13 protein-coding genes, 1 tRNA gene and 1 riboswitch are annotated in these 13079 nt (G+C 55.6%); of the genes, 10 read left to right on the forward strand and 4 right to left on the reverse strand.

The annotated features are described in order from the left end of the window. The first annotated feature begins 143 nt into the window (after window positions 1-143). Together ACSEXS_RS15930 and ACSEXS_RS15935 are read left to right on the forward strand one after the other, a co-directional pair. Window positions 144-1280, forward strand: coding sequence for a response regulator (locus ACSEXS_RS15930; RefSeq protein WP_438434224.1), 1137 nt, complete (start codon window positions 144-146; stop codon window positions 1278-1280). A 35-nt stretch (window positions 1281-1315) separates the two neighbouring features. Next, window positions 1316-1975 (forward strand): class D sortase, encoded by a 660-nt coding sequence (locus tag ACSEXS_RS15935; RefSeq protein ID WP_438434225.1) that lies wholly within the window; start codon window positions 1316-1318, stop codon window positions 1973-1975. A 96-nt stretch (window positions 1976-2071) separates the two neighbouring features. Here the strand turns inward: ACSEXS_RS15935 and ACSEXS_RS15940 are convergent, their stop codons facing one another. After that, window positions 2072-2491: an NUDIX hydrolase gene (locus ACSEXS_RS15940; RefSeq protein ID WP_438434226.1), complete on the reverse strand. Its 420-nt coding sequence runs from the start codon at window positions 2489-2491 to the stop codon at window positions 2072-2074. Window positions 2492-2661: 170 nt separating this feature from the next. Here ACSEXS_RS15940 and ACSEXS_RS15945 point away from each other — a divergent pair. The 6 genes from ACSEXS_RS15945 to ACSEXS_RS15970 all read left to right on the forward strand — a co-directional run bounded on the left by ACSEXS_RS15945 (window position 2662) and on the right by ACSEXS_RS15970 (window position 7434). Beyond that, window positions 2662-2735: transfer RNA gene (locus ACSEXS_RS15945), tRNA-Met, on the forward strand. A gap of 158 nt (window positions 2736-2893) precedes the next feature. Further along, window positions 2894-3032, forward strand: a riboswitch (cyclic di-AMP (ydaO/yuaA leader). Window positions 3033-3228: 196 nt separating this feature from the next. Then, the gene (locus ACSEXS_RS15950; RefSeq protein ID WP_438434227.1) at window positions 3229-4377 is read left to right on the forward strand and encodes a KamA family radical SAM protein; all 1149 of its coding nucleotides are present in this window, start codon (window positions 3229-3231) and stop codon (window positions 4375-4377) included. A gap of 157 nt (window positions 4378-4534) precedes the next feature. After that, entirely contained in the window at window positions 4535-4915 is a 381-nt protein-coding gene (locus tag ACSEXS_RS15955; RefSeq protein WP_438434228.1) for a hypothetical protein, read from the forward strand. Between the two features lie 1128 nt (window positions 4916-6043). Continuing rightward, window positions 6044-6358 carry a hypothetical protein gene (locus tag ACSEXS_RS15960; protein ID WP_438434229.1) on the forward strand — a complete coding sequence of 105 codons (315 nt, stop codon included), beginning with the start codon at window positions 6044-6046 and terminating at the stop codon, window positions 6356-6358. 95 nt (window positions 6359-6453) lie between these two features. Next, window positions 6454-6696, forward strand: coding sequence for a hypothetical protein (locus tag ACSEXS_RS15965; protein WP_438434230.1), 243 nt, complete (start codon window positions 6454-6456; stop codon window positions 6694-6696). A gap of 354 nt (window positions 6697-7050) precedes the next feature. Then, window positions 7051-7434 (forward strand): hypothetical protein, encoded by a 384-nt coding sequence (locus tag ACSEXS_RS15970; protein ID WP_438434231.1) that lies wholly within the window; start codon window positions 7051-7053, stop codon window positions 7432-7434. Window positions 7435-7616: 182 nt separating this feature from the next. Here the strand turns inward: ACSEXS_RS15970 and ACSEXS_RS15975 are convergent, their stop codons facing one another. From ACSEXS_RS15975 to ACSEXS_RS15985, 3 genes are all read right to left on the reverse strand, one after another. After that, the gene (locus ACSEXS_RS15975; RefSeq protein WP_438434232.1) at window positions 7617-8426 is read right to left on the reverse strand and encodes a histidinol-phosphatase; all 810 of its coding nucleotides are present in this window, start codon (window positions 8424-8426) and stop codon (window positions 7617-7619) included. Window positions 8427-8444: 18 nt separating this feature from the next. Then, a complete protein-coding gene (locus ACSEXS_RS15980; RefSeq protein ID WP_438434233.1) occupies window positions 8445-9347 on the reverse strand; it encodes a LysR family transcriptional regulator in 903 nt (300 codons plus the stop codon). Between the two features lie 139 nt (window positions 9348-9486). Further along, window positions 9487-10275 (reverse strand): TIGR01457 family HAD-type hydrolase, encoded by a 789-nt coding sequence (locus ACSEXS_RS15985; RefSeq protein WP_438434234.1) that lies wholly within the window; start codon window positions 10273-10275, stop codon window positions 9487-9489. A 213-nt stretch (window positions 10276-10488) separates the two neighbouring features. Here ACSEXS_RS15985 and ACSEXS_RS15990 point away from each other — a divergent pair, with 213 nt between their 5' ends. Next, window positions 10489-11400, forward strand: coding sequence for an aldo/keto reductase (locus ACSEXS_RS15990; protein WP_438434235.1), 912 nt, complete (start codon window positions 10489-10491; stop codon window positions 11398-11400). A gap of 227 nt (window positions 11401-11627) precedes the next feature. Next, a complete protein-coding gene (locus tag ACSEXS_RS15995) occupies window positions 11628-13052 on the forward strand; it encodes a DEAD/DEAH box helicase (RefSeq protein ID WP_438434236.1) in 1425 nt (474 codons plus the stop codon). Window positions 13053-13079 lie beyond the last annotated feature (27 nt).

Consider the following 13079-nt stretch of genomic DNA (forward strand, 5'->3'; position numbering starts at 1 on the left):
GGAATGCCTCCTTTGCGCGCTGCCTTTAGAAAGCGCGTTTTCCTTATTTTACACCTCAGCCGCCGGGATGACTCGCTTAGCGTGGGTAAGTTGGGCGGCAGTGGCGCATCTCTTGGACGATCAAGCCGGAAGGAGAGACAGGAATGATACGGGCCGTACTGATCGACGATGAAAAACTGGCCTTGCTTCAGTTGGAACGCTCGCTGAAGGAATGGGGCGACATCGAAATAGAGGCAACCTTCACCAATCCGATTCAAGCGCTGTCGGAGCTGCGGGAGCTTCGGCCCGATGTCATTTTCCTCGACATTGACATGCCCGGTCTGGACGGCTTACAGACGGCCGACCGTATCCAGCAGACCGATGCGGATGCGGAGATCGTGTTTGTCACGGCCTATGACCGGTTTGCCATAGAAGCCTTCGAGCTGAACGCGCTCGATTATCTGCTAAAACCGCTTGACCGCCGAAGATTGGCCAAGACGGTGGACCGGCTGCGGGAAGCCTGTGCCGAAACCGGCGAGGAGACGCCGCCTCCGCCCGGGATTGCCATCCGCTGCTTTGGATCGCTGCGCGTGGACACCCAAGAGGCCTCGGAGGAGCGGGTTCGCTGGCGGACCTCGAAGGGACAGGAGCTGTTCGCGTACCTCCTTCATTACCGGAAACAGCAGGTATCGAAGGAGCGCTTGATCGAACTGCTTTGGCCCGAGTCCGATCCCAAGAAAGCCTCGGCCCACCTGTACACGACGATCTATCAGGTGAGGCGAAGCCTGAAGCAGGCTCAGGTGCCGGCGGAAATTCGCAGCGTGAGCCGGGGGGATGGGTATATGCTGGTGCTTAACGGGATCGAGGTCGATGCGGAAGCCTGGGAGAGCGACATCCAGCGGTTGGGCCCGATCGACGAATCCAACTGGGCGGCGGCGGTTCAACTGCTCAACCGGTACGAAGGAGACTATCTGGGCACGAGCGGCTATCTGTGGGCCGAGAACGAACGGCAGCGGCTGCTCGCCCTATGGCTCGGCAAGGCCCTTCTCGTTGGAGCCTTTTTGGTTCACAACCGCAAACTCCTGCAGGCCGCCGTGGTGTACCGGCGGGTGCTGGAGCTCCAGCCCTTTTCCGAGGAGGGGCATCTGGGCATGCTTCGCACCTACGCCAGTATGGGAGAACGCTCGCTGGTCATCAGCCACTACCGGGATTGGGCCGACCTGATGAAGGAAGAGCTGGGCATTGCGCCGGACGGCAAGATCGCCAGGTGGTATGACGCCTGGATTCATAGTAAAGTATAGGCAAACGGCTGAACGGTTGCGGGAGGAGGATGCCCATGTGGAAAAAGTTTGCGTATCTGCTCGTCATCGCGGGTCTTATCCTCATGATCTGGCCGAAGGCAAGGGAATGGGCGGATGACTACCGGCAGCATCAATTGCTGGAAGAGGCGAGAGCGGCGATGGCGGATGCGGAAGATCCGCCATCGCGGGAAGCCGATTATGAGCAGTTGTCCCAATTGTTCGCTCAGGGGGCGGGAGAGGAAGGCAGCCCGGCGCCCTCTGCCGAGCCCGACCCTACGCCTGCGAAAGCGAAAGCAATCAAGGGGGCGATCGCCATTCTCCGCATTCCCAAGATCGAGCTCGAGCTTCCGGTACTGGAAGGGGCGACCAAGGCCAATATGAAGGTGGGGGCGGCTCATATGAGCGAGACCTCTCCCTTCGGCGAGATCGGCAATGCCGCCATCGCGGCCCATCGGGCCTTTACGAAGGGCCGGCTGTTCAACCGGCTGAACGAGTTGGAGGTCGGGGATGCCCTGGAGCTGGAGCGAAAGGGACAGGCCGAGGAATACCGGGTCTTCCGGGTGGTGCGGGTGCTGCCGACCGATTTGTCGGTGCTGGAAGGCAACGGCAAGGATCGCATCATCACCCTGATCACCTGCGATCCGATGGATACGGCCACGCACCGGATCATTGTTCAGGCGAAGCCTGCCCCGTAGGGGAGGTTCTGAGTAAGGGCAAGACTGAACAAATTCTGAACATTTTCGCCGCAACGCTGCATAAAAAAAACCGTCGGCGCTGCCGCCGACGGCTCTTCATGGCTTCCATTTCTCATAAACCCCATATCGGACCATCTCGTGATGGATCTCCGCCGGAAGGATTCCGGGAAGCTCATCCGGCTGTACCCACTTCCAATCCGTGTGCTCTTCGGACAACCGAACTTCACCGCCCTGGTGAAAAGCTTCGTATGTCAGTAGCACCAACTGCCGCTCGGGACCGGTGAAAAAAGTCGTCGCGTACAGCAACTCGCCTATGGTGACGGTCAAGCCGGTTTCTTCCTCGATCTCCCGGCGGAGCCCTTCCACCAGGGTCTCGCCGAATTCCAGCTTGCCGCCGGGCCATTCCCACGTTCCGGCTCCGACTTCGTCCTTGGGGGTTCTTTGGACGACCAAGAGCCCTTTCGGGGAGCGTATGATTCCTTTCATGGCTACGACAATCTGCCGCCGCTGCGTCATGGCCCGCCTCCTTGAATCTTCTGTCTTTCGGTTTCGCCTCCGCAGGATAACAGAAATTGGCCGTTCTGTAAAACCGTCATAACCGTGGCTTCTTCCGCAGAGAAAAGCTTGGTTGCAGAGAAATAAAGTGTTGATTTCGTCAATCGAGTATGGTATTCTATAAGAGTTGACGCGGGGTGGAGCAGCCCGGTAGCTCGTCGGGCTCATAACCCGAAGGCCGCAGGTTCAAATCCTGCCCCCGCAATTGAATCGCAGCCCTTCGCTTCGGCGGAGGGCTGTTTGCTTTTATGTGGCCTTATGGCCGGACAACAAGCGTGCAACGTTTAAGGAACCCTGCCTAAAGCCATGGGCGGGGACAAAAAAATCGAAAGAAGGATTGCCGGGTCTTGTGAATCCGGTTACAATAGAAATGCGCTTAATTTCCGGCAACGGCCGGAATGCGGGGGAACCAAGTCTTTGGGGCGAATTGCCGATTACCGGCATAGGGAACCATCCATCCCGAGCCCGTCAGCTAACCTCGTCAGCAGTAGATGGGTCCATACTCCTAATCGAGACCGCATGCGAAAAGACCCTCTTATGAAGGGTCTTTTTCTGTTTGCATCGGCCCTTCTGGCTGAGTTACGGCTGTCTCTTCGTTGTCCCTTAACGCCATTCCATGCGGGAAAGGAGGCCGGAACGGATCGGAGATCCACGCAGGCGCAGCAGGCGCATCACGCCCACGTGAGGAGGAACGATCCATGGCGAAAGCCGATTACATGCTTCGGTTGGACAAGCTTCGCAAGTATTTGCCGGAGGAGGAAATTCGCAAGCTGGCTCCGGTGGCGGACCGTTATGCGTTTCGAGCGAATGCCTATTACCTGAACTTGATCGATTGGGAGAACCCGGCGGACCCAATCCGCCGGTTGGTGGTTCCGAATGAGGGCGAGCTGGCGGAATACGGCTGCCTCGACGCATCCGGCGAGGAGGCGAACTACGTCGTACCCGGTTGCCAGCACAAGTACGGGGCGACCGCCTTGCTCGTCGTGTCCGAGACCTGCTCCGCCTATTGCCGGTACTGCTTCCGCAAGCGGCTGTTCCAGCGGAACGGACAGGAAGCGGAGACCCATCCGGAGCCGGGGCTTGCCTATATCGCCGAACATCCCGAGATCAGCAATGTCCTGCTGACCGGCGGCGACAGCCTGATGCTGTCCTCGGAAAGGCTGCTTCAGATTCTGGATAAACTGGCGGACATCCCTCATGTGCGCATCATCCGTCTGGGCTCCAAGCTGCCGGTGTTTCAGCCGATGCGCATCTATGAGGACGAGGAGCTGCTGAACGGAATCCGCCGGTACAGCACGCCCAGCCGGCGCATTTACCTGATGGCGCATGTCGATCATCCCCGCGAGCTGACGGCCGAAGCGATTCGCGCTTTCCGGGCGATGCAGGAGGCTGGCGCCGTTGTGATGAACCAGACGCCGATTCTGCGCGGCATCAACGACGACGCAGCGGTGCTGGGCGAGCTGCTGGACCGCCTGTCCTGGGAAGGAATCGCCCCTTATTATTTCTTCATTAACCGGCCGGTCGCCGGCAACCGGGATTTCGTCGTCCCGCTGGAGCGGGCGTACCGCCTGACCGAGGAGGCCAAGGCGAGAACGTCTGGCCTGGGCAAACGGGTGAGGCTGGTCATGAGCCATGCCTCCGGCAAGATCGAAATCCTGGCCATCGAGCACGGCAAGGCGTTCTTGAAATATCACCAGTCCCGTGACGGCCATTACGGCAAGCTGATGCTGCTCCATTGCCCGCCGGAGGCCGCCTGGTTCGACGAACTTCCGGGATCGGAGGACCATTGGGCTCCGGGCGGAAGGGACGATTTGGTTGAATCTCAGGAAGCGGAAATGGACATTTGAGTTAAGTCACGGGAAGAGCTATACCTGCAAACCGGCGAGGGATGAGAACACCAAAATATCTTTATCATAAAGAGATATGGACTTATGACGCTGTAAATGACACCATGACAGTAACTAATACTTTACAGCGAAATAATTAATGGAGGGATTAAACAGCTTGAAAATAAAAGTCGAGAAACTAAATGAATTTTGTGAAAACTCAACAGTGAGTTTTTCAACAGAATACGGAAATGCCACAGCTAATTGGGATGGTGACTTACCCGAAGAAGGAAAGGAATATTTTGCTGAAATCGAAATCGGTGAGACATTTGTATTAGGAACTAACTTGAAGCTATGTGACGAAAATAAATTCTCTATTGGGATGGAAAAGGAGTCTGTATTTCTTACTGGTTTTTTAGAATCAGTGGAAAAAGATGGATATGCAGTCTTACGAGTGGGAGATTCTATCGTCTCCATAGAAATTATGGATGCGATACCTCCTGAAAGTTTTGTCATGGTTATCTCAAATGAAGTGACTTTATTTGATGTAAAATATTAGTATTTAATATTATTAGACCTTGATAGGCTTCGTGCCTTTCAAGGTTCTCTTTTTTGGACGGGGTGGGTGACGAATAAACCCATCATTCAACCAATAACACATCTAACTCATGTAATACCCGTATAAAGATTTCTTGAAGACGTTTGTAGGTACGATAAGGCTTGAATTGTTAACCTAAATAGCGCTATACCGATACAAAAACCAGGTTGATTATGGTCAGATTCCACTATGATTGACCTGTTTTTTATTAGCTTCGTTTTCTGCGGGTTTTTCAAAATTCATCGCATCCGAACATTACCCTAACTCGATTTAGACGCTAAGAAGGCAATCCATCGAAAAGTCATTGCAACTAATCGGAGGGATAGCCCGACTTTTATAGTGTCAGGAAGCAACAAAACTTTTTTCAACGGGAAGGTCAAGTGTAAAGGCTAGCCACCGACAGACTCATTCCTATAATACAAGTGGTAAATCCGTCAAAAGTTTTGCCAGTGGGGGAACTATGAACAACGTACAACTTTCTGTAGATAAGATAGCTGTTCAGTATCAAATGTAACGGTAGATTTCTACAACCGAATAGCATTGTCATTCCGAGATTGATTCGTCATCCGTCATAAAGGATATGAATATCATTGGAATTTGGGCATGGGAGATGCTTACTTGTACTTGCGGTATCAGACTTGTTATTAGAAGAAGTCAAGGGAGTACACACTTTAAACGAATCCTGACTATTTGAATAAGTTTCACCGACTGCTAGATACCCTTTATGCTCACACACAGGAGGTTTACTTCTCTCGATGTAAGTTAATGACATATGACTTTCCGTATGCCATTGATTAAGAATGGATGGAAAGGTGTAACACCAGAGGGGATGGCCAAAAATACAAGTTCGAGGGAATACATTGAACCTGAAACTGGAATGAGAGTAAGATTTGACCCCGGCAAACCTGGGGCAAATGGATTTGAAGGAAAGGACCATTGTCACATATACAATCGTGATGGGTCTACGAAAGCAGATTATTCTCTTGATGTTAACAGCAATCCTGTTGCTAAAGGCTCAAGAGCATCTCACATCTTGCCATATTAGGAGGTGTTAATATTAAACCAATTGAATTTTTGATTACATACGACTTGCATGACAGCATTATTGAGAATATTGAATATCTTCCCTATGAGAAAAAAGTTAGAATTGAATTGGAGTTCTGTCTGTGGAAGCAAGTTTATTACAATGAATCTGAACCTGAAATGCAGAAAGGTTTATTAATCTTCACGGGTGTTGACTCGTTTCAAATCGACCCTCCGTCGTTTATGAGTGACAGTAATGAAATTCTTGAAGTAAAAATTCAGGATGAAAGTGGTATTGTCGAAATTATTGTTACGGACAACGGTGATGTTGGGAAGATCGATATTGTGGCTTTTGATGTTTTCTGGGAAGTTGCTAGCTAAAGTAGATTGCTGTATTTCTAAAGTACAGCCTGCGAAGACAAGAACACCCCCCGCTAAACTGAGCGGAGGGCGTTCTTTTCAGTTCGAACTAGGGCGTGTCTGAAACCTCATTTTCACGAAAAGTTTTTGAAGATGGTGGTGGTTTAAAGTTAATTGCGGTGGTGATAGAATACTGCAATACCATCCTGGAAGTAGATACCACGGAGAAATCATCAGGAAAAACAGGTACACAACGTTATGATACGCAAGGCAATTTAATAGGATGCGGTGAACTTATGGAGCTACATCAAAAAATTGAGCAAATATTCCTAGAAATGAATTTAAAAAGGTATTCCTAAATGGTAATTCACTGATGCGCCATAACGAAATATATTGCAAGATAAGCTTTATAAAGGGTTTTAGTTCATATGTTATTGAATTTGCCAATAGTTATGATGAAGCGGTTAATAATGTGTTTGAGGATGGAGATATTTATCCCGTTTCACTAGGTGAAAATGAACTGCTTAATAAATTACGCCATGATATAAAAATATATTATCTTAATGATTAGATTCAATAGGAACCTTGAATGGCTAAATGACTTTACTTCTACGGTTATTTCCAAGATTGAACACAACTGAACAATACCCCCTTAATTCTATGGGAAGCCAAAAAGTTGCACTTCTTTATTTGAGAAAGTAGGGGAGATAAAAATGCTGGAATCTGGTTTGCATGATATTCTGCAAAATTTTGATTTTACGGACAGTATTGTCACGGAAGTGAAGTGGGCCGATAATCTCATCGATTTGATTGTGAATGTTGATTATTATTGGGATTTGCAAGAAGGGAGGGATACTACCAGAGTATTAAAGCTTGTCTTCAAAGAATGCATAAGAGCAGATTTTCAACTTAACACAGAACTTCCTTTACTCAGTAACAAGGTTAACATCGACAGTCTCTTTACGATTGTTCTTATTAAAGAACTGTCAGAGCAAGAGACAATCACGGATAAACAAATCAGGGTGGGCATTTTTACCGCAGATTATTCAAAACCATGGTTGTCGGTAGTATGTACGAATGTAATTTTAGAGGAATAGCACTATCTTTGAACGTGTTTAACATCGTACCTGTACACCCGCAAAGACAAGAACGCCCCCCGCTAAACCGAGCGGAGGGCGTTCTTTGTAAGGCAGTCGTGTTTCGAAAGGTGATGGAAAGACGTTGATAAGTCAGACAATCCTGTAAGGCCTTCCTTAAAGGCCAGCTTTACAAACCCCGCCTACAGCGGAACCCGCTGCATGACCTTTTGCCGGAAGAAGACCCAATCGCGGTAGCCGATCTCGCGCAGCTTCTGCTGAACCTGCTCAAATTCGTCGCCGATCCGGGAGGGGTGATGCGAATCCGAGCCGAAGGTGATCGGAATGTGATAATAGAAGGCCCGCTCCAGCATCTCGTCGGACGGGTACCAGCCGCCGCAGTCCTTGGTCTTGCCGGAGGTGTTGACCTCGATGGCAACGCCGGCCTTTCCAATGGCGGCGAGCGCTTCGTCGAGCGCCTTGGACGGAATGGCGGAGAATTCGGGAAAGTAGCCCTTCAATCCGTCGGTGTGCCCGAGGACCTGGAACAGCCCGCTTTCCGCAGACTGCCGGATCAACCGGTAATAGCCTTCCTTGACCTGCGCCTTCTCAAAGTCGGACAGCCCGCTCCACCGGTTCCGGTTGAAGATGCCGACCCCGTCCTCCGTCTGGTGGACCGAGCCGATGATGTAGTCGAACGGGTAAGGCGCGAACGCATCGCGGTACAGCTCCGCATGCTTCGGGTAAAAGTCCGACTCCATGCCGAGCAATACCTCGATCCGGCCGCGATATTCTTCCCGCAGCTTCAGAACTTCGGAGATATAGGCGGTGAACTCGCTCTTGGCCATCGCCAAGCCCGGTGCGGGTTGATCCTCCTCGCGGGCAAAGTAAGGGGAGTGGTCGGAGATGCCGATCACCTGAAGGCCCTTGGCGATGGCCGATTCGATATAATCGCGGATAATGCCGTCTGCGTGGCCGCAGCGCTCATGATGGGTATGCAGATCGAATTTCAAAACGTAGAGGACCTCCCTTTATTCGCTGCCGAGAAACTGGGTCTGGGGCATGCCCTTCAGATCGTTCAGGAACTGGAGCATGGCGGAGCTCAGGTAGCGGCCTGTCTTATACATCACGACGACCGGCTGGCTCGTTTCGATCTCGTCGAGGTTCACGAGCCGCAGGGTTCCCATGCGCAGCTCGCTTGCGACGGTGTTCTTGGCGATGATCGCGGCGCCGAGGTTCAGCTCCACGACCCGTTTGACTTCCTCGCTGCTGGACAGCTCCATGACGACCTGGGGGTTGATCTCCAGCTCCCGGAACAGCTTGTCGGTAAACCGGCGGACCGCCGTGCCCGGCGTCATCAGGATGAGCGGCAGGTGATGCAGGTCGTTGGCGGTCGCGTGCCCGACCGAGGCGAGCGGATGGTTCGGCGAGACGACCAGCTCGAAGGTGTCATAGTAGAGCACGGAGGTTTCCACGGTCGAGCTCTTGTCGAACAGGTACGAGATGCCGATGTCGACGCTGCCGTTCTCGACGGCGCTCAGAATCTGCGAGGAGGTCATCGAATGGATCGACGGCTTGATGAGCGGGTACTGGTTCTGAAAATAAGACAGGACCCGCGGCAAAATCTGGACGGCGATCGATGCGGTGGTGCCGACGCTGATATTGCCCTGCGGCGTGTTCTCCATGTCCGCCAGCCGCTGCTTCAGATCTTCCACCGTGTGCAGAATCCGGTAGGCGTGCTCGAGGAAGACCCGGCCGCTGTCCGTCAGGGTAACCGGCTGGTTGCGGTCGACCAGGACCGTGCTGAACTCGTCTTCGAGGCTCTTGATCTGAGCCGATACAGCCGGCTGCGTCAGGTTCAGCAGCTCGCCCGCTTTACGAAAGCTCATGGTTTTGGAGATGGTGATCAGGGTTTCCAATTGGTTGATATTCAAGCAGCAGCCTCCCTTGCCTATAATCATTGATTATTATGATTTTGGGCTTCATAAATAATTCTTTTCGTTATTTGTATTATAGGGGATGGGCCGATCCCCCGCAATGAGGGCATTTTCAACATTTTATGAAGAAATCGCCTTACGCTCCGTCCGGCCAGTCCAGCAGATGCCGCAGAATCGCTTCCGGCCGGACTCCGGCCGAGCGCATCTGCTCGTCCGGGTCCGTACCGGCGGCGATGCCGGTGAGCACCCAGGCGGTCCGGCAGCCGGCCGCCAGGCCGCCGGCGATATCGGTGCGCAGGTTATCGCCCACCACCCAGATCTCGCCCGGCGGCAGGCCGAGCTTCTGCACCGCATAGTCCATGATGATCGGCGAAGGCTTGCCGATCCAGACCGGCTCGCGGCCGGATGCGGCGCGGATCGCGGCCGCGAGCGAACCGGAGCCCGGCGTCAGCCCGAGCTCCGTGGGCAGCTGCAGATCGGGGTTCGTGGCGATGAACGCCGCCCCGGCGCGGATCGCCGCGCTCGCCGCATGCAGCTTGGCGTAGCTGAAGGCGCGGTCGATGCCCTGGATGACCGCGTCCGGAGGCTCGGCGGCGGGATCGTCCACGAGGACGAGGCCGGCCGCCTTCAACGCCCGGAGCAATCCGGCCTCGCCGATGGCGTAGACGCGGCTGCCGGGAGCCGCGTCCGCCTGATAGCGGGCGGCGGCCTGAGCGGAGGTGAGCACGTCCTCCGGCTCGGCGGGAATCCTTGCGACCTCCCGAAGGTGGCGGGCCACTTCTTCGGGGGTGCGGGAGGAATTGTTGGTGACGAACAGGTAAGGCGAGCCTTCTTCCTTCAGCTTGGCCAGGAAGGGGGCGGCTTCGGGAATCGGTTCGGTTCCGGCATACAGGGTGCCGTCCAGGTCGATGATATAGCCAGGCACGGATGATCCATCCTTTTCGGGTTGAATGGGGAAACGGGTTTCCTATCCCTCCATCATACCAAAAAAACCGTCCGGGCGGGAAAACCGGACGACTCGCATGGGACAGGGCCGGCGCGCAGAAGAGAAACGGGAGTCAAGCTGCGCAGGACGGGTAAAAAGGTAATGAACCCGCGTGTGGCAATCTGGCTTATGAAACCGGAGGAGGGAATGAAGATGGAGAAGAGGAAATTCGGCAAGACCGATATGATGGTCAGCGTGCTCGGCTTCGGCGGAGCGGAGATCGGTTCGCTTCAGCCGGGCGATCCGGAAGCGGCGAAGCAGGTCGACCGGCTGCTCGGCAGCGCCATCGACGCCGGATTGAACGTCATCGATACGGCGGAATGCTACGGCAACAGCGAGGAGCTGATCGGCCAAGCCGTCTCCGGCCGGCGGCAGGACTACTACCTGTTCACCAAATGCGGCCATGCGGCGGGGCTTCCATATGAAGACTGGGACCCGAAGCTGCTGGCCGAATCCATCGACCGCAGCCTCAAGCGGCTGAAGACCGACTATGTCGATCTGATCCATCTGCACAGCTGCTCCGAGGAAGTGCTGAAGCGGGGAGAGGTAATCGAGGTGCTGAAGCGGGCCAAGGAGGCCGGCAAGACTCGCTACATCGGCTACAGCGGCGAGAACGAAGCGGCCTTGTACGCCATTCGTACCGGCGAATTCGATTCGCTGCAGACCTCGGTCAACCTGGCCGACCAGCGCGGCATCGACCTGATCCTGCCGGAAGCGCGCGAGCGCGAGATGGGCATCGTCGCCAAGCGGCCGATCGCCAATGTCGCCTGGGCTTCCGGAGCGGAGCCGCCGAAGAACGAATACGCCACGGAGTATTGGAAACGGCTCCGCAAGCTCGATTACGGCTTCCTGCAGGAGCATCCGCAGGACGCAGTGGCGACGGCTTTGCGCTTCACGCTGGCAATGAACGGCGTCTGCACGGCCATCGTCGGCACGAACAACCCCGACCGATGGGGCCAGAACGCCTCGCTGCTGGAAAAGGGCCCGCTCGCGCCCGGCATCATCCGCGAGATCCGCGAGCGTTGGGCAAACACCGCGGAGGACGGCTGGGTCGGTCAAGTCTAACGTTGACTCCTCCGCCTGTTCAGGGAAGCGAAGAGCGCAAGCCGCGACCGTTCCGCGATCGGGTTGCGGCTGCGCACCGCCCGGAGCCCAGGCCGACCGTCTGCCGAAGGGCAGCCGCAGCGGCTTGGCCGCCCCGGGCTTTTTGCTGCGTTTTATGCGGAAGCCGGGTGTTCATGCTATGATAGAGCCATCTGAACTCACATTGGCAAAAGGAGCTTGTGCAAGACATGACAACAGCATTCGAAACCTGGCCGCTTCCCCGGCGGTTTATCGACAATATGCGGAAGGCCGGCATCACCGAGCCGACTCCGATTCAAGAAGAAGCGATTCCGGTCATTCTGGAGGGCCGGGACGTCATTGCCCAATCGCAGACGGGCACCGGCAAGACGCTGGCTTATCTGCTGCCGGTGATGGCGCGCCTGGAGGAGGACGCGAAGGCGACCCAGGCCGTCATTCTGGTGCCGACCCGCGAGCTCGGCATGCAGATTGTCCAGGAAGCCGAGAAGCTGGCGGAGGGCACCGGCCTGCGTGTTCAGCAGCTGATCGGCGGCGCCTCGCTGTCCCGCCAACTGGAGAAGCTGAAGCAGCATCCGCAGCTCGTGGTGGGTACGCCCGGACGGGTGCTGGAGCTGATCACGAAGCGGAAGCTGAGCCTGCACCGCGTCCGGTCCATCGTCGTCGACGAGGTGGACCAGGTGTTCGACCTCGGCTCCAAGGCCGAGGTGGACAAGATTCTCGGCAGCGCGCTGCGCGACCGGCAGATTCTGTTCTTCTCGGCGACGATTACCGCTGCGATCCGCAGCTTGGCCGGGAAGTGGATGAAGGGGCCGGCGGAGCTTGCCGTGAAGCCCGAGGAACGGGCGGCTTCGACACTGACCCACTACTACCTGGTGGGGGACGAGCGCGACAAGATCGACCTTCTGCGCCGGGCGGTTCGCCATTACAATCCCAAGGCGGCGATCGTCTTCATCGGCGACACGGAGGACATCGCCGAGGTGGCGGCCAAGATCCGCTTCACCGGCTTGTCGATCGAGGCGCTGTACGGGGATTCCGGCAAGCAGGAGCGGGCCAAGGTGATGAACGGCTTCCGCGAAGGCCGTTTCCAGCTGCTGCTGGCCACGGATGTGGCGGCGCGCGGACTGGATTTCCCCGGCGTGACCCATGTCATCAATTTCGACCTGCCGGTCGATGCCGAGCATTACGTTCACCGCGCCGGACGGACCGGAAGAATGGGACGGACCGGTACGGTGATTTCCCTGCTGACAGAGCGTCAGCGCTTCATTGTGGACAAATACGCCAAGGCGCTCGGCGTTACGTTCGAGGAGCGCAAGCTCTACGGCGGCCAGTCGCTGGCTCCCGCAGACCTGCGCGGCGGACGCGGTCCGAGCCGCAGCGCCGCACGTCCGGGCAAGCCGGAGCGGGTTAACCCCGCCTCGGCCAAGACGGCCGGCCCGGCGAATACCGCAAGCGTTCGGCCGGCGCGAACGGCCGAACGGGCGGAGGAGCCGAAGGCGTCTGCGCCGGAGAAGCCCAAGCGGGCGGCGGCCGCGGGAAATTCTCCGCGGAGCAAGAGCACCCGAGATCGCGACCGCAAAGCGAAGGGCGCGCCCAAATGGCTTAAAGAGAAGCAGGAGCGGGACAAACGCTCCTAAAGCGAACGAATGACGGAACAGTGGAGG

This window comes from Gorillibacterium terrae (genome assembly GCF_051594785.1).
Lineage (GTDB): Bacteria > Bacillota > Bacilli > Paenibacillales > NBRC-103111 > Gorillibacterium.

Bases quoted from the DNA above. Each gene is read 5' to 3' on its own strand.
- ACSEXS_RS15970 (WP_438434231.1), top strand. From the start codon at position 7,051: ATGCTGGAATCTGGTTTGCATGATATTCTGCAAAATTTTGATTTTACG.
- ACSEXS_RS15935 (WP_438434225.1), top strand. From the start codon at position 1,316: ATGTGGAAAAAGTTTGCGTATCTGCTCGTCATCGCGGGTCTTATCCTC.
- ACSEXS_RS15940 (WP_438434226.1), bottom strand. From the start codon at position 2,491: ATGACGCAGCGGCGGCAGATTGTCGTAGCCATGAAAGGAATCATACGC.
- ACSEXS_RS15995 (WP_438434236.1), top strand. From the start codon at position 11,628: ATGACAACAGCATTCGAAACCTGGCCGCTTCCCCGGCGGTTTATCGAC.
- ACSEXS_RS15950 (WP_438434227.1), top strand. From the start codon at position 3,229: ATGGCGAAAGCCGATTACATGCTTCGGTTGGACAAGCTTCGCAAGTAT.
- ACSEXS_RS15990 (WP_438434235.1), top strand. From the start codon at position 10,489: ATGGAGAAGAGGAAATTCGGCAAGACCGATATGATGGTCAGCGTGCTC.
- ACSEXS_RS15930 (WP_438434224.1), top strand. From the start codon at position 144: ATGATACGGGCCGTACTGATCGACGATGAAAAACTGGCCTTGCTTCAG.